The organism is Confluentibacter flavum (genome assembly GCF_002843175.1).
Classification (GTDB): Bacteria; Bacteroidota; Bacteroidia; order Flavobacteriales; family Flavobacteriaceae; genus Confluentibacter; species Confluentibacter flavum.
On the sequence record NZ_PJEO01000054.1, the window covers coordinates 25447 to 46220 of the forward strand.

Consider the following 20774-nt stretch of genomic DNA (forward strand, 5'->3'; position numbering starts at 1 on the left):
AATGTTATTTTACAGATTCAATAAAAGCGCATAATTCTGAGTAAGAATCCATTAGCAATTTGTAATCTTCAATTTTATCGCTTTCAGGAATATATTCTGCTTCAAAATCGCTTCCCATATTTTTGCTGGCCTCAATCACATTAGGATAAATCCCTGCGGCTACCGCTGCATAAATAGCAGCTCCCAAAGCTGGTGCTTGATCTGATGCTGCAACTTTAATGGGTTTATTTAAAACATTGGCTAACGTTTGCATGATGAAAGTTGATTTTCTGGCAACACCACCAATACCAATAACGGTATCTATTTTTACACCTTCTTCTTCAAATCTATCCACTATTTTTTTAGAACCAAAACAAATAGCATTTATTAACGCTTTAAAAATATGAGGTGCTCTTGTGCCTAATGATAAATTGGACATAGCGGCTTTTAGTTCCTGATTGGCATCTGGGGTTCTACGACCGTTAATCCAATCTAAAGCGGTGGGGATACTTTCGGATAATGGAATGGCTGCGGCTTGCTCACTCAACTTTTTAATGAAGGTCGCATCAATCTCTTCTTTTAAATCCTCTTTTTGTTCCGGACTTAATATGTTTGATGATAAGACCAAATTATCAACAGGCCAATAGAGGACATCTTTAAACCAAGCCAATACATCACCAAAAGCGGATTGACCAGCTTCCAAACCTATTAATCCAGGAATGACCGAACCATCTACTTGGCCACAAATACCACGAACGGTTTTCGTGCCAATAGTTTCTTTAGGAGACACAATAATATCACAGGTTGAGGTTCCCATAACGCGAACCAATGTGTTTTCATCTATTTTGGCACCAACGGCTCCAGAGTGCGCATCAAAAGTACCTACGGCAATAACCGTGTTTGTTGTTAAACCTAATGTATCTGCCCATTCTTGGCTAAGATTACCAGCAACTTCATCGGATGTATATGTGTTTGTGTAAAGGTTTCTTTTAAGTTTTGATAAATAAGGGTCTAATTGATTCAAAAAGGCATCATCGGGTAAACCACCCCAGCTTTCATGCCACATGGCTTTATGTCCGGCGGCACATCTGCTTCTTTTAAACGATTTTAGATCTTTGTTGTCAATCAGCAAATAAGTCATTAAATCGCAATGTTCCATCCAAGTGAAAGCGGCATTTTTAACGGCTTCATCGTCACGGATGACATGTAATATTTTTGCCCAAAACCATTCAGATGAATAAATACCACCTTCGTATTTTGTGAAATCTTCACCTCTCCAATTGGCAGCCAATTCATTAATTTCATTAGCTTCATTAATGGCTGTATGGTCTTTCCATAAAACCATCATAGCATTTGGGTTTTCTTCAAAACCCTTAACCAGAGCGAGCGGCGTGCCATCTTCTGTTACAGGAACAGGAGAAGACCCTGTTGTATCAATGCAAATCGCTTTTATCAATTCTGCATCTATGTTGCTTTTAGACACAATAGATTTGATGGTTGTTTCCAGCCCTTCAATATGGTCTAATGGGTGTTGCCTAAACTGATTTATGGATGCCTTGCAATAAGCACCTTTTTTCCAACGAGCGTACCACTGTACTTCTGAGGCTATTTCATTTCCATTTTCAGTGTCAATCAGTACGGCACGAACGGAATCCGATCCGTAATCTAATCCTATCACATAACTTTTCATTGTAACATTTTTAAAGAGTAGCAACAAATGTAATATAAAATTTTACGAGTGTAAAAAAAACACTTTACAATAATTTTATTAAATTGCCTGTTATAATAATTTTATTAAATTAGTTCAAAATAATATATGGCGTTAAATAGGTATAGTAATGCAGACAAAATCCTTTTGGCTGTTGATAGTATTATTTTTGGTTTTGACAAAGCGGGGTTAAAAATTTTACTTATTAAAAGGGATTTTGAGCCTGAATTAGGCAAGTGGTCCTTAATGGGAGGTTTTCTAAAAGAGGATGAGAACTTAGATGAAGCTGCCATTCGGATATTACAACATCTTACAGGTTTACGTACCATTTATATGGAACAGCTTTATACGTTTAGTAAAGTAGATAGGGATCCGGTTGAGCGAACCTTATCGGTAGCATATTATGCGCTAATTGATATCGCCATGCATGATAAGGAGCTAATTAATACGTCAGCTCAGTGGTTTAGCTTGGATAAAGCACCTCATTTAATTTTTGATCATAATCAAATGGTTGAAAAAGCGATTGCACGATTAAAACGAAGGGCGTTAAGTAAACCAATTGGATTTGAACTTCTACCTCCAAAATTTACGATGCGTCAATTACAGAAATTATATGAGTCTATTCTTGATAAAAAATTAGACAAACGAAATTTTATTAATAAAATAAATTCCTTTGGGATATTGGTTAGACTGGATGAAAAAGATACTAACGCATCAAAAAAGGGTGCTTATTTATATACGTTTGATAAGGTAAAGTATGATGAAAAAGTTTTGGAAGGATTTAATTTTAAAATCTAGTTATTTCTGATTTACCAAATCCATTAAATTAACATCATTGCCCAATAATATTTCGGTTGGATTAATACGTCCTTTCATCGAACCGTTCTCTAATTTTAAAACACCTCTTGGGCAAACCGCACTACAAATGCCACAACCCACACAACTACTACGTACAATGTTTTCGCCTTTTTGGGCATAGGCTCGCACATCAATGCCCATTTCGCAGTAGGTAGAGCAATTTCCGCAAGAAATACATTGTCCGCCATTGGTGGTAATCCTAAATTTAGAGAACAAGCGTTGCTGAAACCCAAGAATGGCAGCCATGGGGCAACCAAATCGGCACCAGACCCTGCTTCCAAAAATGGGGTAAAAACCTGTGCCAATAACTCCGGAAAAAATAGAACCGATTAAAAACGCATACGTGGTTCTTAAAGTTTCAGATTTAAATAAAAACAATTTGGTATCCGTACTAAAATAATGCAACCCAATCAGAGTAATAATAATTACGAAATACCCTATCGCTCCATAACGCGCATCTTTACCCAATTCTTTTCGTTTAAAAATCATTGTTAAAATAAAAACAAGGCTTAGTAGCGTACTCACTAATAACAAAAAAACCTTTCTGGTTAACCAATATTTACTGGCATCATTTCCCAAATATGTATATATAACGGCAGTGGTCATCAACACCACGAATACCAAAACGCTATGTACCACCCAACGCTCTATTTTCCAAGCGATTTGACGCTTATCACTTAATTGCCTATATGGATCGCCCGCGGTTTCTGCCAATGCACCACAACCACAAACCCAAGAGCAATACCAGCGTTTACCATATTTGTAGGTTAGTATCGGCGTGATTATTAAAATAGAAGCAATGCCGAAAATTAATAAACCCAAACCAACATCGCCAGCATCTATAAATTGATTGATTCGGTAGCGTTCAAAATTATAATAGTTTAAAGGCCAGATACTTTTTAAATCGTAATAAGGCAAATCCGAATTTAAGCGATACATCAATTCAGGAATCAAAAAGGCAAATGCCAATTGAAAAAACATGACGGAAATCGTCCGCAACTTTTCATGCCTATTATTACGATATTTCAGCATAAACTTGTAGCCAAAAATCAGGATAGCAACCGTATAAAGCGTTCCGTAAACAAACCATTGGCTTGCTGGTCTGCTACTTAATAAGTCGCTTAATGGGTCGAACAAAGCAATTAAACCTGTATTGCTTTCTCCATTGGAAGTTAAGCCCAAATATTTTGGATAGAAGTAAAGTACAATGTAAAATAGAGTTAGTAAAACCCCAATAAGCCAACCTACAACACCTTTTGATGATATAGATTTAAACCAAATGCCGTCATTTTTTATGCCTTTTGATGTATTTAAGTAAGCGTCATTAGAAAAAATAATTGTTCCAACAGCAATTAAAGCGATGGACAGCGTTAAAAACAAACTTTTATTTGAAAAGTCTGTATTAAAAAGTGCGAGCACTAAAATGAAACAGCCAGTAAAACCAATAGCTAATGCTATTTTTTGTTTCGCTGAAAGGTCTTGCGCATCTGGTTTTGCTAAAGACATGCTTTGATTAAGTTTATTGCTCATACAATCTGCAATTGGTTTTTATAGGCATTTTGAATGTCTTGCTCGTAATGTTTGTAAAATTCTGGATCAAAATTAGCTTCAGATAAATGATTAATAACATAACCTATATCTCGTTTTTCAGTTAGCAACCTATCAAAAACCTCGTGACGCATACGTATTCCCAAGGTATTAATGCCTAAAAACTGATTCGTATTTTTATTAAAAGCAATGGTGATGCATTTGGTGTCGTCATCATGTTTCCAATGAACATGTGCTTCATAATCTGGTTTTCCTTTGGTGCCATGAACCCAACCATAGGTTTGATATTCAATATCAAAAAACTTAGCAGAATTAAACCAGTGTCCGGGATTGTAAGTCATTTTATGTCCACAAATGGTTTGTGCCAACACTTCGCCCATCATACGGCCTGTGTACCAAACGGCTTCAATGGATTTTCTGTTTCCAATGGCTTCACGTTGTTCGGCACAATCGCCAATGGCATACACATTGGGGATATTGGTTTCTAAAAACCGATTTACCAAAACACCTTCATTGGTTTCTATGTCAGAATGTTTTATAAAATCGATATTTGGTGAAACCCCAGCCGTTAAGCCAACAAAATCACAGTTGATTTCTTCATTAGTTTCTTCTATGATTATGGATTTTACTTTGCCGTTTTCATCAGAAATAATCTCTTTTAAATTAGAAGATAATCGTAAATCGATATGATGGTTTTTAATGTGTCTATTAATCATGTCGCTTTCACCATCAGGTAAGACACCGTTCCAAAAACTGGATTCACGGACTAAAAACGTGACTGGAATATTTCTGGAATTGAGCATTTCAGCCAACTCAATACCAATCAAACCACCACCAACAATCACGGCCCGTTTGCAGGTTTTGTTATTTGGGGCATATAATTCTAAGTTTTCTAAATCTTGCTTGCTATATAAGCCTTGTACGCCTTTCAAATCTTGTCCTTTCCATCCAAATTTGTTAGGTTTGCTGCCAGTGGCAATAATCAATGTGTCATAATCAAGCTTTTCGCCATCAGAAAAATGAAGGGTTTTAGTGTCTGTGTCAATGGTTTCTACAAACCCTTTTTTAAGGTCGATTCGGTTTTTCTCCCAAAACCAATCTTCATAAGGTTTGGTGTGCTCGAATTTCATGTGTCCCATATACACATACATCAAGGCTGTTCTGGAAAAAAAATAATCAGATTCAGCAGAAATGATGGTAATTTTTTTATTGGAAAGTTTTCTAATATGTCGGGCAGCAGTCACACCCGAAATACCATTACCAATAATAACAATATGCTCCATGAAATGTGTTTCGTTGAAAGGTTTGTCGATGGGTTTGTTAAAAGCTTAATATTATAAATTGATTTTGTTTAAATTTAAACATTAAATTTTAGGTATGAGAACATTTTTTGGGCTGTTTGCCATTTTTTTATTAAGTGGTTGCTCTATGGCTCCCGATAAACCGCAAAAAATTAATGGTGTTAGTTTTGTGTCATCCCGAGATACTATTAATGCTACACATATAGACCCCGTGGTGAATATTCATGCCAATTATGCGTCTATCATGCCTTTTGGTTTTGTTAGGAGCGTTGATCATCATGAGATTAATTACAATAGGCAGAGGCAATGGTATGGAGAAAGGAGAGACGGTGTTAGACAATACATAAAAAGTTTAAAGGCACGAGGTATAAAAATTATGCTGAAACCCCAGCTGTGGGTCGGCGGCGTGTTTACTGGACAAATAAAAATGAATGATGAAGCAGCATGGGAGCAATTTGAGAACTCATATTCCAGCTATATTTTAGAATATGCAGCGTTAGCAGAGGAAGTTAAAGCCGATATTTTTTGTATTGGCACCGAATTGGAAAGCTTTATTGACCACCGACCCGATTATTGGAAACGGTTAATAACGGATATAAAAAAAGTGTACAAAGGAAAATTAACCTATGCCGCCAATTGGAACGAATATGATAGAACGCCTTTTTGGAATGAATTGGATTATGTTGGCATTGATGCTTATTTTCCGGTGAGTGATTTAAAAACCCCCAAGTTGGAAGATTGTAAATTGGGTTGGTTAAAACATAAAGATACCATCCACGCATTTTCGAAAAAACACAATAAGCCTATATTATTTACTGAATATGGCTATAGAAGTGTCGATTTTGCTGGAAAACAACCTTGGCGAAGCGATAGGGATATGGACCAAGTAAACTTTGAAGCCCAAAACAATACCACTCAAGCATTATTGGAAACCTTTTGGGATGAAGAATGGTTTGTAGGCGGCTTTGTTTGGAAATGGTTTCATAACCACGAACGTTCTGGAGGCGAAAACGATTCGCAATTTACACCGCAAAACAAACCTACTGAAGCTATTTTAAAAGAGTGGTATTCGAAATATTGAATTTATAAACCCTCATTTTTAATATAAACTTAACCCCATAATTTATCATTCTCAACGATATCTCTTAGTTTTGCAAAAAATAGATTATGAAATGCCTATTGCCAAATTTAAAAACCAACCCACAGTATACAAAAGGCATTGCATCTGACCATATTAAAACATTAAATTAAAACAGATGAATACGTTTGTTATTGGTGATATTCATGGCGGATTAAAAGCATTGATTCAGCTATTGAATAAGTTGGAAATACAAGATGAAGACACCCTTATTTTTTTGGGTGATTATGTGGATGGATGGAGCGAATCGGCTCAAGTGATTCAGTTTGTCATGGAGCTTTCAGAAAAGATAAACTGTATTTTTATTAAAGGAAACCATGATGTTTGGTGCGAAGAATGGTTAAAATCCGATGACGTTAATCCCACTTGGTACATGCACGGTGGCAAAGAAACCATGGAAAGTTATATGGGTTTTTCTAAAGAAGACAAAGAACAGCACCTACAATTTTTTCAAAATATGCCACTTTATTTTATAGATGATAAAAATAGATTATTCATTCATGCTGGTTTTACATCCATGCATGGTGTAGAGAAAGAAGTTTTTAGAGAGACGTTTTATTTTGACCGAACACTTTGGGAAATGGCTTTGGCTCTGGATAAAAATATAGGTGTCCATTCAGAATTATACCCAAATCGATTAAAAAATTATAGCGAAATTTTTATAGGTCATACCCCAACCATCAATTTTAATTCTTACGAACCTATGCATGCTGCCAATGTTTGGAATGTAGATACGGGTGCTACATTTTATGGAAAACTTACAGGCATGAATATCGATACCAAAACCTTTTTTCAAAGTGATGTTGTAAAAACATTGTACCCAAACGAAATGGGTCGAAATAAAATTTAGCGACTATGCTTTTTATTAAGTGGATACAGTTCCTGGTTAATAAAATCTTTCGGGAAATCCTCATCGCCATCAAAACCTAGTTCAATATCACGACCATCGTATGGGACATGGCTGGTTTTAAAAAGGTAATCCCAAATACTTAAAGTGAGTCCGTAGTTAATACCATATTTGGCATGCTTTGGAAGTTGTTTGGCATGATGCCAAATATGCATTTTTGGGTTATTAAAAATGTATTTAAAAACACCATAATTCCAACCCAAATTGGCATGATTCAAATGTCCAATGGCGATATTAAAAAAATGGACAATAGCTACATCTTGCGCATTAAATCCGCCAATAATGGCTAGCGGAATATAGCGCAACGAATTGTAAACAACTGGTTCCATCCAATGGTAACGCAAATGGGCGGCAAACCCCATTTCTTTAACGCTGTGGTGCACTTTGTGAAAGTTCCATAAAAATGGTACTCGGTGCAGTAAACGATGTATGTTCCATTGTACAAAATCGTTTACCAGAAAAAAGATAAACAAGCCTAGCCATTGAGGTACATGGTTTGAGTCCACCAATTGAAAACTAGACATGGATAATCCCACAATGTTTAAAATATCATTAAAAATAGCTTCAGCTGTATTTGAAAGTGCAATCAGGACGATTAGATTAAGTAAAAAGAAATTGAAGAACATATAAAAGGTGTCCAACCAAAAATCTTTTCTAAAAACAGCTTGGTTTTTTCGCCAAGGAAAGAAAATTTCAAGAATCCAAACCACTAATGAAATAATGATTAAACCATAAAAATAGTTGTCCCAATGGTTGATGGAAATCAGCTCATGCTTGAGGTAATTCCAATAACCAGAATAAGCATTTTTTATGACATCAATATATTTTTCCATAATAACTTCCTGCGAAGGCAGGAATCTATTTTTAACTAAGTAGGAACAAATTTTCATTCCCCACACGCCAAATTTATAATGTTTTAATAAGTTCTTTAAAAAGTGTGATCATGTCTGGTTCTGCTTTTTCTGCCATGCCAATAATTTCAGTAATATTCACTGGTTTCAGGTTATCTGGATCGCATTCGTCAGTTAAAACAGAAACAGCGGCGACTTTTAATTTTAAATGGTTCGCAACAATAATTTCTGGTACCGTACTCATGCCTACGGCATCGGCGCCTAAAATTTTTAACATGCGGTATTCGGCGCGGGTTTCCAATTGCGGACCAACCACACTGGCGTAAACACCTTCGTGCAATTTTATGTCATTTGCTTTGGCGATTGATTTGAATTTCAAATTGATATCGGCATCATACGGCGCGCTCATATCGGCAAAACGTTCGCCTAAATGTTCTACCCCTTTAAAAGCCAAAGGGGAGTTTCCTTGAAGATTGATGTGGTCTTCAATAAGCATGAGTTCACCTTTTTTAAAATTAAGATTGATGGCACCTGCGGCATTGGAAACCAATAAGGTTTTTATGCCTAATTTTTCCATAATGCGAACGGGATATGTCACGTCTTGTAACGAATAGCCCTCGTAAAAATGAAAACGTCCTTGCATGACGATGACTTTTTTACCTTCTAAAATACCATAAATAAGTTTGCCTTTATGGAATTCTACGGTTGCTGTCGGAAAGTTTGGAATGTGATTATAACTAGCTTCTTTTAATATTTCTATTTCATTAACCAGTTGCCCTAGGCCAGTACCTAGAATGATACCAATTTCGGGGTTTTCAAAACCTTTGCCGTGCAGGTAGTCTACGGTTTCTGCTATATCTTTAATCATTAATTTTTTTGATTTTTTGTTACCATTTTAAGCTATTAAATCCTCATAAGTATCTATGTCGTTTAATGTCTCTAAAGTAGTGAATTTGATATTGTTTTCTCTTAACTCATTTAAAGTTTCTTCCAATAAATTAGAAGTGCTCCATGGTTTGTTTTTAAAAAGAGATTCGTTCATTTTAGAGAGTCCCAATAAATAATAACCGCCATCTTTGGCAGGGCCTATAACAACCTCATGGGTATTTAAAGCTTGGTATGCTGAATTGATATGAAGTGGTTTCAGATCGAATAAATCGCTACCAATTATGATTGCTTTTTCGTAACCCATTTGAAATAGTTCTAAAAAAGCAGTCTCCATTTTCACGCCTAAGTCACCTTCTGATTGTAATTTTTTTCTAAAAATAGCATCTTCCCAAATATCGTTTTTTTGAATGGCTTCAGAATAAAATACAAATCTATCTGCCGTAATACTTTTGGTAACATCGGACGTATGTAGTAGTAACTGTTTGTATATTTTTAATGCGGCTTCGTTGCCTATGGTTTCGGCAAGCCGGGTTTTACATTTACCAAGTTCTGGATTTCTGATAAAGATTATTAATGCGTTTTTAGACGTTGGAAAATGAAAATCGTCAACCATGTCTGGATTGTCAGTATTATCATTATTAATTAAAATACTCATATTCTTCCTTTCTATAAAGCTACGCTACCTTGGCAACTACTTCCAGCACCAGCGGTACATCCATAACAATGTTGGGAAACTACAATGTCTCGTCCTTCTAACAAGTCTTCATTATATTCTGAAATATGTTTTGCTTTGCTATTAACTGGTAATCCAAGCATTTGGTTAAAATCGCAGTCGTATAAATACCCATCCCAACTTACGGATAGCGTATTGGTGCACATCACGTTTGCCACGGCGGCTGGATTGTAGGCTTCTACCAAAGCGTACATATAATCTTCGTAATTATCGGAAGCCATTAAATAATCTAAAAAACGGCTGACTGGTAAATTCGTGATAGCGAACAGCTTGTTAAATTGAAGATTAAAATCTTCTTTCAAAGCCTTTTTAAAATCTTTTTCCAATGACGATTGATTCCCTGGCAAAAACGCCCCTGTAGGATTGTAAACCAAATCCAATCTTAAATTACTGTCTGGCATCCCGTAACCAATAGCGTTTAACATTTTTAAAGCTGTAATAGACGCATCAAAAGCACCGTTGCCACGTTGCTTATCGGTTTTTCCTTTGGTCCAATGTGGCATAGAACTCACGACGTGAATATGATGTTTTTTAAAAAATTCAGGCAAATCATGATATTTTTTATTGGCGGTAATGATGGTTAAATTGGAACGCACTATAAAATCCTTGATGCCAATTTTACTGGCTTCTTGCACAAACCATCTAAAATTAGGGTTCATTTCTGGTGCACCACCAGTTAAATCCAGAGTATGTGCAGAGGTTTGCTTTATAATCTCTAAAATGTGTTGCATGGTTTCGCGAGTCATGATTTCCTTACGGTCTGGACCTGCATCTACATGGCAATGCGAACAAGTTTGGTTGCACATATAGCCAACGTTTATTTGAAGGATTTCAAGTTTCTTTGCTTTTACCGGAAATTGATTGCTTTTAGAAAGTTGTTCTTTAAATGTAGGCAATGCTCCTTTTTGAAAAATACCATTTGATAAAATTTCAAGTTGTCGCTTGCTATTGGCAAGTTCGCTTTCGCGTTTATGTAGGGATTTAATCATAAAAATTTTAAGGTTTCAAAGTGGCAAAGCTTCAAAGCTTCAAAGTTTCAAAGGCACATAGTACCTAAGTTTCACAGTTTTATAGCTTCTGTCTTCCGTCATTTGTCTTCCGTCATTATTTTTTTCAGCCTAATTACATATCCAGTTTATTCACCTTATTCATCATTTGCACACCATGAACCAACGATGCGCCGCCTCTTATGGCAGCAGCAACATGCAAGGCTTCCATCATTTCTTCTTTGGTAATGCCTCGTTGCAATCCATCGCCTGTATAAGCATCAATACAATATGGGCATTGAATGGTATGGGATACGGCTAAGGCAATCAACGATTTCTCACGTTCGGTAAGTGCACCTTCTTCAAATACCTTTCCGTAGTAGTCAAAGAATTTTGCGCCCAATTCTTCATTCCATTCAGATATTTTACCAAATTTTTTTAAATCGGCCGGGTCGTAATAGGTTTTTTGCATGATGTATATTTTTGCTCTAAAGATAAAAATCTAATTGCTTAGGTCGAAAAAAAGAAAACAACTTAACATAAAAGATTGTTTTTATTTGTCATCTAATTAGGATTAAACCTATGTCTATGGTATTTTTGTGTTTTAAATAAATGAATTAAATTTTCCGTCATGTTATTAGATGCTACACAGTTATACCCTTTAAAATTTCAACCAATTTATACGTATCGCATTTGGGGAGGAGATAAGTTAAAAACGGTTCTTAATAAAGAGTATGACGAAGATTTTATTGGAGAGTCTTGGGAAATTTCGGATGTTGAAGCTAATGAAACAAGAGTGTCTTGTGGTGTGTTGGAAGGTAAAACCTTAAGGGATTTAATTGAAACTTATAAAGAACGTTTTGTTGGAAGTAAAGTTTATAAAGAATTTGGCAAAGAGTTTCCGTTGCTGATTAAATTCTTAGATGCCAAAACACCCTTGTCCATTCAAGTACATCCAAGTAACGAATTAGCTAAGGAACGTCATAATTCTTTTGGAAAAAATGAAATGTGGTACATTATGCAAGCCGATAAAGCCGCTGAAATAATTGTAGGGTTTAATAAGAAAGTTGAAAAAGAAGACTATGTGAAGCATGTTGAAAACTCTACGGTGACCGATATTTTGAATATCGAAAAAGTAACTAAAGGCGATGCGTTTTATATTCCAACAGGCCGCGTTCATGCTATTGGTGCTGGTGTGTTGTTGGCAGAAATTCAGCAAACATCAAACATTACCTATAGAATTTATGATTATGATAGGGTTGAAGCTAAAACAGGTGAAAAAAGAGAATTGCATACCGCATTAGCTGTAGATGCCATTGATTATAATTTTTATGATACTTATAAAACCAATTACACGGCTGAAATTAACACATCATGTGAGTTGGTACATTCCCCTTATTTTAAAACCAATATTATTGAAATAGAGGGCGAGATGAAAATGGATTATTCACACTTAGATTCTTTCGTTATATATATGTGTGTGGAAGGCAATGCTGTTTTAGAATACGCTAATGTGACTTTCAATTTAAATAAGGGGGAAACTATTTTATTGCCAGCAGCGATTGATTATGTTAAGCTTAAAGCGGAAATGAAATCACGGATACTAGAAGTTTCCTTATAAAAAAAATCCCGTAACAATTAAGTTTCGGGATTTTTTGTGGTACCTCCAGGAATCGAACCAGGGACACAAGGATTTTCAGTCCTTTGCTCTACCAACTGAGCTAAGGTACCATTCAACTTAAGCGTTTTTGTAAATACTTTGCTCTACCTCCCGATAGCTATCGGGATGAGCTAAGGTACCTCGCCAAAGCGGATGCAAATATATATTCATTTTTATTATTCCCAAAGGAAAATTTGTAAAAAATGGTTTCGTATTTAATTATCGGTCGTTATTTGTTTGCCAGGCACCATTTTCTAGTTGAATTATATTTTAATTAACGATAATTATTGTTTAATCGTTTTGTATTTTTACGACTTTACTTTTAAAGATGAATTTAATAATTGATATTGGTAATTCTTTTGTGAAACTAGCTGTATTTCAAGGAAATGAGTTGGTAGTTAAAAAAAATATTAAACCAGATGTTATTGTAAAACATATAGATATTTTAAGGAAAGAGTATAACAATATAGAAAAGGCCATAATATCTTCAGTAGGGAAATTAAAAGAAAAAGACCTTGCTTACTTAAAGAAAAACTTTGATTTAATTGAGTTAAATTCCAAAACCACTGTCCCTTTTGTAAATCTATACGAAACACCAAACACTTTGGGTTTAGATAGAATAGCTCTGGTTTCGGCTTCAATGAAGCATTTTCCTAATAATAATGTGCTTATTATTGATGCCGGTACGTGTATAACTTACGATTTTGTGACCGCTAATAATGACTATTTAGGAGGGGCCATTTCTCCAGGAATTTCTATGCGTTATAAATCGTTGCATAATTTAACGGCAAATTTACCGTTGTTAGAGAAAGAAATACCCGAAAACATTATTGGAAACTCCACAAATAGTTCAATACATTCAGGAGTTATTAATGGTGTTTTAAAGGAAATTGACGGTAATATTGAAACATACCAACAAAAATATTCAGATTTAACAATTATTTTAACAGGTGGTGATGCTAATTTCTTGTCTAAACAATTAAAAAGTAGCATATTTGCCAACTCCAATTTTCTTTTGGAGGGACTGAACTATATTTTACAATTTAATTCAAACTAATGATTAAAAAACTGGTATTGGTTTTTATTGCGGTTTCAACATTTCAATCTTATGCGCAACAGCGCGGTACGGCATCACCTTATTCGTTTTATGGAATTGGAAGTTTAAAGTTTAAAGGTACAGTAGAAAACCGAAGTATGGGCGGTCTAAGTATTTATACAGATAGTATTCATGTAAACTTAAGAAACCCGGCATCTTATGCGACAGATAATTTATTTTATTATAATAATGAAAGTAGACCGGTTAAATTTTCAGTAGGAGGAAGCCATTCCAGTGTTGGATTAAAGGGCAGTAGCAGTAGCGATAATTCATCAAGTACATCGTTTGATTATATTGCCATATCGCTTCCTATGAAGAAATTTGGGGTAGGCTTTGGGCTTTTGCCATATACTTCTGTTGGTTACAGATTAGAAACTTTAAATAATAATGGCGATATTTCAAATAGATTTAACGGACAGGGTGGTTTAAATAAAGTGTTTTTTGGGTTAGGGTATCAAATAAAAAAAGGACTGAGTGTGGGTATTGATGCCCATTATAACTTTGGTACTATTCAAAATAGTGCTATTGAGTTTCTTTATGATGATGATGGAGTTCCGGTGCTTATTCAATCCCGTGAGAATAATAGATCAGATTTAAGTGGCTTGAATATTAATTTAGGGCTTTCCTATAAAACGATGTTAAATAAAAAATTAGAGTTGGTTACTGGAATAACTTATACCCCAGAAAGTAATTTAACTTCAAATAATGATAGGTCTTTTTCAACAATTACAGTATCGTCAACAGGGTTAGAATCTGTAAATAACACAATAGATTTTGATTTAGATGCCATTGGTCTTAAGCAAACAGACTTAGTGCTGCCATCTAAGTTCTCGTTAGGCTTTGGTATTGGAGAAGTTAGAAAATGGTTTGTAGGGGCAGAATTTGCTTCGCAAAATACAAGTGATTTTTATAATGCATTATATAGTAATAGCGGTACAACTTACGAAGATAGCTTCTCTTATTCTTTAGGAGGGTTTTACATACCAGATTATGATTCTTTTGAAACTTCCATGTCAAGTTATTTTAAGCGATTGGTTTACAGAGGCGGTTTGCATTATGAAAAAACAGGTTTAAATATAAATAACGAATCAATTAATGAGTTTGGCATATCTTTTGGAGTAGGCATACCAGTAGGAACTATGTTCTCTAATGCTAACTTAGGTTTTGAAATTGGTAAGCGTGGTACAACTAACAGCAATTTAATACAAGAGAATTTTATAAATTTTCAAATAAGTTTATCTTTGAACGATAGATGGTTTGAAAAAAGTAAATACAACTAACAATAATATCGTATAAATTTAATATCATGAAACAGAACATTACATTATTATTCACACTGCTCTTTTTAGGGTTAAATATTGGTTTCTCTCAGCAGAATGAAGAAGATATGCTGGCTTTGTCTATGATGGCAGACAATGCTAAAGCAAAGAATTATGATGCAGCATATAAACCATTTATGGAGTTAAGACAAAGAAACCCTAAATATAATAGAGCCACTTTTGTGTATGGGGAAGATATTCTTAAGCATAAAATTGATAATTCTGCAGGAGCCGAAAAGGTAGCTTTTTTAAATGACCTTGTAAAACTTTATGATGAGAGAGCTGAGCATTTTGCTAGCCATACACCTAAAGGACTCTGGGCTGCTAAAGGATGTCAGTTAATGTATGATCACAAGGATGTTTTAAATAAAACAGACCAAGAATTATATGACTGTTTTGATGCAGCTTACAATGCAGATAAAGCAACATTTACCGATCCAAAAAGTTTATATACATATTTTTCGTTAATGGTAGTTTTATATGATGCAGGTACTAAACCAGCTGAAGACCTATTTAATAAATACGATGATATTGTAGAAAAAATTGAAGAAGAAGTTAAAAACTTTTCTGAAAATTTAAATGTTCTTATTGAAAAAGAAACAGCAGGTACGGCATTGACCAGTAGAGAAGAACAGTTTAAAAATTTCTATCAAGGTAGCTTAGCTAATTATGAATTAATTTCTGGTAGTATTGATGGTATATTAGGAGAAAGAGCCAATTGTGAAAATTTAGTTCCTTTATATGAAAAAGGCTTTGAACAAAATAAGGCAAATGCACTTTGGTTACAAAGAGCAGCTGGTAAAATGTCTGAAAAAGAATGTACTGATAGTCCTTTATACTTTTCAATTGTTAATGCCTACCATGATTTGAGTCCATCGGCTAGATCCGCTTATTTCTTGGGGATATTAAAAGATAAGGAGAATAAACCTAATGAGGCCATTGAATTTTATGAGCAAGCCATTAGTTTACAAACAGATAATTTTGAAAAAGCCAAATTATATAGCTTAATTGGTTCAAAACTTAAAGCTAAAGGTAGATATGCACAAGCAAGAGGGTATTATAGAAATGCTTTAAAATTTAACCCTTCAAACGTGAATCCTTATTTATTGATTGCCGCTATGTATGCAGCAAGTGCTAATGATTGTGGTGATACTCAATTTAATAAGAGGGCTGTGTATTGGTTAGCAGCAGAAGAAGCTAGAAAAGCTGGTAGTGCAGGTGCAAAATATGTAGAAAGTTATATGGGTAGAGCTCCTTCTAATCAAGATATATTTAGTGCTGGTAATGACGGTCAAACCATTAATATAGGTTGTTGGATTGGGGCTTCTGTTACAGTGCCAAAACTAAAATGATTTTTTTTAAAAAACATACTATTCTAAACATAGTCACAGTAATTACTGTGACTATGTTTTTTTCATGTAAAGACAACTTTAAAGAAGTCCAAAAAATTGGTATTTCAGAAAATGAGCCCATTGGTGTTGCAGATACCATTAATTTAAAATATACCGATTCTGGTAGGGTAAAGGCCATTCTTATTAGTTCTAAAATGCTAGACTATGGCAATAGGGATTTTCCCTTTACAGAGTTCCCAGAAGGCATTTATTTGGAGGTTTTTGATGAAGACAACAATAAAAGTGTTGTGGTGGCTGATTACGCTATTTCATATTCGAAGACAGATCTTTTAGATTTGCAAGGTAACGTAAAACTGTCAACCTATAAAAAAGACACCTTGTTTGCAGAACAATTGTATTACGACCAAAATAAGGAATGGCTCTTTACCAATAAACCTGTAATTTTTAGAATGGGATTTGATAAAATAAATGGTAAAGGATTCGATTCTAATTCTAAATTCACCAATGCCGAAGTTCTAGAAGTAGATGGTCTTATTACTGTTGATGAATAATTGTAGATTACACTAACGCCGCCTAGAACATACTTTTTTCCTTATCTTTACGCTACAAAAAAAAATCATATATGCAATTTACCAAGTTTTTTCAATATGCCTATTTAGTTTTTGCTGGGCTTTTTTTATATGACGCGATTATTAATTGGGGCCATAATAAATCTTATGTCTCGTTAGCCTTGGCGGGATTAGCAGTTTTTATATTTTTCTTCAGAAGACGATTCAATAAAAAATATGATAATAAAAACGATTCAAAATAAATGAGTGTTTATGTTTTAATTATCATTATCACATTAATTCTTTCCGCTTTTTTTTCGGGCATGGAGATTGCCTATATATCTTCAAATAAAATCCATATAGAAATTGAAAAAAAGCAGGAAGGTATTCTGGCTAAAATATTAACCAAACTTACTGCAAAACCTTCAAAATATATTACCACCATGCTTATTGGTAATAATATAGCGTTGGTTATTTATGGGTTTTTTATGGGCGATTTGCTAGTGAGTTGGTTTCACTCCATATTGCCAACATCGTCTGGGTTTTTAAATTATATGTTAAACGATTTAAGTTTATTAACGCAAACTGTTTTATCAACCTTGCTTATTTTAATTACCTCTGAATTTTTGCCCAAAGTATTTTTTCAAATTTATTCAAATTCGTTACTCAAAATATTAGCTGTCCCTGCTTATATTTTCTATATATTATTCACGTTTTTATCAGATTTTGTTATATGGATATCCGATTTTGTTTTAAAGCATTTATTTAAAACAGAGGGCGATCAAATACAATTGGCATTTACAAAAGTAGAATTGGGCAATTATATAAGCGAGCAAATGGAGTCTGTTGAAGAACATGAAGAGATGGATACCGAAATTCAAATATTTCAAAATGCCTTAGAGTTCTCCGAGTTAAAAGCAAGAGACGTTATGGTGCCCAGAACCGAAATAATTGCTGTAGAAGTTAATGAAAGCATCCAAATACTAAATGCCCTTTTTACTGAAACGGGTTGTACAAAAATATTGGTTTATAAAGACAACATTGATGACATTTTAGGATATGTGCATTCTTTTGAATTGTTTAAAAAACCAAAAACCATAAAATCGGTATTGCATCCTGTAGAGTTTGTACCAGGTACGGTTTTTATTCACGGAGTGCTTAATATTTTAATAAAAAAGCACAAAAGTATTGCTGTGGTTTTAGATGAATACGGAGGGACTTCGGGGATTATGACCGTGGAAGATATTGTGGAAGAATTATTTGGTGAAATTGAAGATGAACACGATAGCATTGACTTGATTGAAGAAAAAATGGAGACTGATTTATATAAGTTTTCAGCCCGTTTGGAAGTAGATTATGTAAATGAAACCTATAAAATCGATTTGCCTGAAAGTGAAAATTATGATACCATTGGCGGATTGATCGTTAATGAGACAGAAGAGATACCTCTGCAAGGTGAGATAATCATTATAAACGACGTGTTTCAGTTTACAATTTTACAAGCATCTAACACTAAAATAGATTTGGTAGAACTTAAAATTTTGGAAGAAGATTGATTTCCAAAAACATTACATAATTAATGCGTCTTTCTGCTTTTATTATTAAATAGAAAATAGTATTTTCGCGCACTATATTTTTTCATTAATATAGAAATAATAAAACATTTCTATATTTTCAATTTTAATTGATTTTAACAAGTTAATCCCCAAAAAGGATTTTATAAAAATTTAAATGACAGATGGCAGTTTTAAATAAAATTAGACAACGTTCACTTTTCTTAATAATTATTATAGCATTAGCATTATTTGCGTTTGTTTTAGACGGTGTTATTAGAAATATAGGTACACCTTCAGCGAAATCACAAAACACAATTGGGGTTGTAAATGGTAAAGATATCACGAGAGATGATTTTTTACAAAAAGTAGAGGCTGCCCAAAGACAAGCTGGAGCAAGTGCAACCAATAACCAAGTGATAAATAGTATTTGGGATCAAGAAGTGAGAAAAGCCATTATGGAAACTCAATTTGAAAAATTGGGAATGACCGTTGAAAAAGACCAAATGCGTGATGTTTTAAGAACAGCTTTAGGAAGCAGTCCTGAGTTTTTAAACCAAGCAGGGTTATTTGACGAGAATAAATTAAACGAATATATAGCCAATTTAAAAGAAACATCGCCCGAAGGTTTTCTAAGTTGGGTTAACTATGAAAAGACTTTAGCGTCTAGCGCCTTGCAGCAAAACTATTTTAATATGGTTAAAGCTGGTTTAACAGGCACACTGGCTGAAGGCGAATTAGAACATAAATTAGAAGGCAATAAAGTAGATGTAAAATATGTTCAAGTTCCTTATTCGTCAATTGCTGATAGTACTGTTGTTGTTTCAAAATCAGATATTTCAGATTACATAAAAAAACATGAAAAACAATACGAAGTGGAAGCTTCAACAGATATTAAATATGTCGAGTTTAAAGAAGAAGCTAGTGTTGAGGACGAAAATGTTATTAAAGAAGAACTTAAAGCCTTGTTAAACGACAGAGAGGTATACAATGAAGGACTTAAAGCCAGTGAAACCGTAACAGGATTTTTGAATACAACAGACAATGAAGACTATGTAAATGCTAATTCCGATATTAAATTTGATGATCGTTTTCTGTATAAATCGTCATTACCAACGGTAGCAGCAGATAGTATTTTTAATCTAAGTGTTGGACAAATTTACGGCCCTTATAAAGATAATGGCAATTTTAAAATATCTAAATTAATAGCAGTTAAACAAGTTCCGGATTCTGCAAAAGTTAGACACATATTAATTCCCTTTTTAGGTTCTGCAAGCGCAGATGCAGGTGTTACAAGAACCGAAGAACAAGCTAAGATTCTTGCAGATAGCTTATTGGTTGTTGTTAAAAAAGATCGTTCTAAATTCCCTGAATTTGTTAATGATTATTCATCCGATACTGGAAGTATTGAAAATGGAGGTGAGTACGATTGGCATCCCTATAACACCATGGTTACGGAATTTAATGCCTTTGAGTTTGAGGGAAAAACAGGAGACTTAGGAGTTGTTAAAACAGCTTTTGGTTTTCATATTATTGAAGTTTTAGGTCAAAAAGGGCAAAGTAAAGTAGTTCAAGTGGCGACAATTTCCAAAAAGATAGAGCCTTCAGAAGAAACCATAGATAGCGTATTTAGAAACGCATCAAATTTCGAAATTGCTATTGGCAGTAAAGATTTTGACGCTGTAGCATCAGAGAGTAAATATACCGTGCGTCCAGTAAATGGTATTAAAGTTTTAGATGAAAATATTCCTGGAATAGGGAGCCAACGACCTATAGTACGCTGGGCTTTTAGTGATGAAGCTAAAGTAGGAGACGTTAAAAGATTTAGTATCCCCAATGGTTATGCTATTACACAATTAGTTGCAAAACATGAAGCAGGACTCATGAGTGTGGAGGAGGCTACCGCTACCGTTTTACCAATTATAAGGAGAGAGAAAAAAGCCGAACTTATTAGAAATAGAGTAAAGGCAACTAATTTAGAGGCTTTAGCAACTGCTGAGAACACCACGGTAAGAACCGCATCTGCCATCAATATGAAGAACCCAACTATTTCTGGAGCAGGAAGAGAGCCATTGGTTGTAGGTGCCGCATTTGGTTTAAAAGAAGGTCAAACATCTAAATTAATTGATGGAGCTTTTGGTGTTTATATGGTTCAAGTCACTAAAGCGGAACCAGCCGTTAAGTTGGATACTTACCAAGCGGCCGCTAATAGAGTGGAGCAAGCAAAAGTAAATGTGGTGTCTTCAAAATTATATGATGCCTTAAAAGAATCAGCAGATATTGAGGATAATAGAGCTAAAACGCAAATTCAATAGAATGCCAAACATATATAAAATGAGCCTCATAATT

General features: G+C 34.5%; 18 protein-coding genes and 1 tRNA gene. 10 read left to right on the forward strand and 9 right to left on the reverse strand.

All coding sequences use genetic code 11. The features are described from left to right. Nucleotides 1-4: 4 nt before the first annotated feature. On the reverse strand, nt 5-1669 hold the full coding sequence (locus CSW08_RS15625) for a ribulokinase (RefSeq protein ID WP_106660811.1): 1665 nt from the start codon (nt 1667-1669) through the stop codon (nt 5-7). Between the two features lie 126 nt (nt 1670-1795). Between CSW08_RS15625 and CSW08_RS15630 the strand changes: the two genes are divergently transcribed. After that, entirely contained in the window at nt 1796-2485 is a 690-nt protein-coding gene (locus CSW08_RS15630; protein WP_106660812.1) for an NUDIX hydrolase, read from the forward strand. Here the strand turns inward: CSW08_RS15630 and CSW08_RS15635 are convergent, their stop codons facing one another. Continuing rightward, nucleotides 2486-4075, reverse strand: coding sequence for a 4Fe-4S binding protein (locus CSW08_RS15635; RefSeq protein ID WP_106660813.1), 1590 nt, complete (start codon nt 4073-4075; stop codon nt 2486-2488). Beyond that, nucleotides 4072-5376, reverse strand: coding sequence for an NAD(P)/FAD-dependent oxidoreductase (locus CSW08_RS15640; protein WP_106660814.1), 1305 nt, complete (start codon nt 5374-5376; stop codon nt 4072-4074). The genes CSW08_RS15635 and CSW08_RS15640 overlap by 4 nt, the downstream gene beginning before the upstream one ends. Nucleotides 5377-5470: 94 nt before the next feature. Here CSW08_RS15640 and CSW08_RS15645 point away from each other — a divergent pair, with 94 nt between their 5' ends. Together CSW08_RS15645 and CSW08_RS15650 are read left to right on the forward strand one after the other, a co-directional pair. After that, complete coding sequence (locus CSW08_RS15645; RefSeq protein ID WP_203226913.1) at nt 5471-6475, forward strand: glycoside hydrolase family 113; 1005 nt, start codon at nt 5471-5473, stop codon at nt 6473-6475. A gap of 175 nt (nt 6476-6650) precedes the next feature. Continuing rightward, nucleotides 6651-7382 (forward strand): metallophosphoesterase family protein, encoded by a 732-nt coding sequence (locus tag CSW08_RS15650; protein WP_106660815.1) that lies wholly within the window; start codon nt 6651-6653, stop codon nt 7380-7382. On the opposite strand, the gene CSW08_RS15655 is transcribed toward CSW08_RS15650, so the two are convergent. The 5 genes from CSW08_RS15655 to CSW08_RS15675 form a co-directional block, all read right to left on the reverse strand. Then, nucleotides 7379-8272 (reverse strand): sterol desaturase family protein, encoded by an 894-nt coding sequence (locus tag CSW08_RS15655; RefSeq protein ID WP_106660953.1) that lies wholly within the window; start codon nt 8270-8272, stop codon nt 7379-7381. The two genes, CSW08_RS15650 and CSW08_RS15655, sit on opposite strands and share 4 nt — an antisense overlap. Nucleotides 8273-8345: 73 nt before the next feature. After that, nucleotides 8346-9158: a purine-nucleoside phosphorylase gene (locus CSW08_RS15660; RefSeq protein WP_106660816.1), complete on the reverse strand. Its 813-nt coding sequence runs from the start codon at nt 9156-9158 to the stop codon at nt 8346-8348. Between the two features lie 27 nt (nt 9159-9185). Further along, entirely contained in the window at nt 9186-9833 is a 648-nt protein-coding gene (locus CSW08_RS15665; RefSeq protein WP_106660817.1) for a TIGR04282 family arsenosugar biosynthesis glycosyltransferase, read from the reverse strand. A gap of 11 nt (nt 9834-9844) precedes the next feature. Further along, entirely contained in the window at nt 9845-10900 is a 1056-nt protein-coding gene (gene arsS, locus CSW08_RS15670; RefSeq protein WP_106660818.1) for an arsenosugar biosynthesis radical SAM (seleno)protein ArsS, read from the reverse strand. A 133-nt stretch (nt 10901-11033) separates the two neighbouring features. Beyond that, entirely contained in the window at nt 11034-11369 is a 336-nt protein-coding gene (locus tag CSW08_RS15675) for an arsenosugar biosynthesis-associated peroxidase-like protein (RefSeq protein WP_106660819.1), read from the reverse strand. Between the two features lie 159 nt (nt 11370-11528). Here CSW08_RS15675 and CSW08_RS15680 point away from each other — a divergent pair, with 159 nt between their 5' ends. Further along, nucleotides 11529-12518: a type I phosphomannose isomerase catalytic subunit gene (locus CSW08_RS15680; protein WP_106660820.1), complete on the forward strand. Its 990-nt coding sequence runs from the start codon at nt 11529-11531 to the stop codon at nt 12516-12518. A gap of 37 nt (nt 12519-12555) precedes the next feature. Here CSW08_RS15680 and CSW08_RS15685 read toward each other — a convergent pair. Beyond that, nucleotides 12556-12628, reverse strand: a tRNA-Phe gene (locus CSW08_RS15685). A gap of 257 nt (nt 12629-12885) precedes the next feature. On the opposite strand from CSW08_RS15685, the gene CSW08_RS15690 reads away from it, so the two are divergent. From CSW08_RS15690 to CSW08_RS15720, 6 genes are all read left to right on the forward strand, one after another. Beyond that, nucleotides 12886-13614 carry a type III pantothenate kinase gene (locus tag CSW08_RS15690; protein WP_106660821.1) on the forward strand — a complete coding sequence of 243 codons (729 nt, stop codon included), beginning with the start codon at nt 12886-12888 and terminating at the stop codon, nt 13612-13614. After that, nucleotides 13614-14933: a hypothetical protein gene (locus tag CSW08_RS15695; RefSeq protein WP_106660822.1), complete on the forward strand. Its 1320-nt coding sequence runs from the start codon at nt 13614-13616 to the stop codon at nt 14931-14933. Before CSW08_RS15690 ends, CSW08_RS15695 begins: the two co-directional genes overlap by 1 nt. A 26-nt stretch (nt 14934-14959) precedes the next feature. Then, entirely contained in the window at nt 14960-16324 is a 1365-nt protein-coding gene (locus tag CSW08_RS15700) for a hypothetical protein (RefSeq protein ID WP_106660823.1), read from the forward strand. Next, the gene (lptC, locus tag CSW08_RS15705; protein WP_106660824.1) at nt 16321-16875 is read left to right on the forward strand and encodes an LPS export ABC transporter periplasmic protein LptC; all 555 of its coding nucleotides are present in this window, start codon (nt 16321-16323) and stop codon (nt 16873-16875) included. Before CSW08_RS15700 ends, lptC begins: the two co-directional genes overlap by 4 nt. 260 nt (nt 16876-17135) lie before the next feature. Then, nucleotides 17136-18428, forward strand: a complete 1293-nt coding sequence (locus CSW08_RS15715) for a hemolysin family protein (protein WP_106660825.1) — start codon at nt 17136-17138, stop codon at nt 18426-18428. Between the two features lie 182 nt (nt 18429-18610). Next, the gene (locus CSW08_RS15720; protein ID WP_106660826.1) at nt 18611-20740 is read left to right on the forward strand and encodes a peptidylprolyl isomerase; all 2130 of its coding nucleotides are present in this window, start codon (nt 18611-18613) and stop codon (nt 20738-20740) included. Nucleotides 20741-20774: the final 34 nt, after the last annotated feature.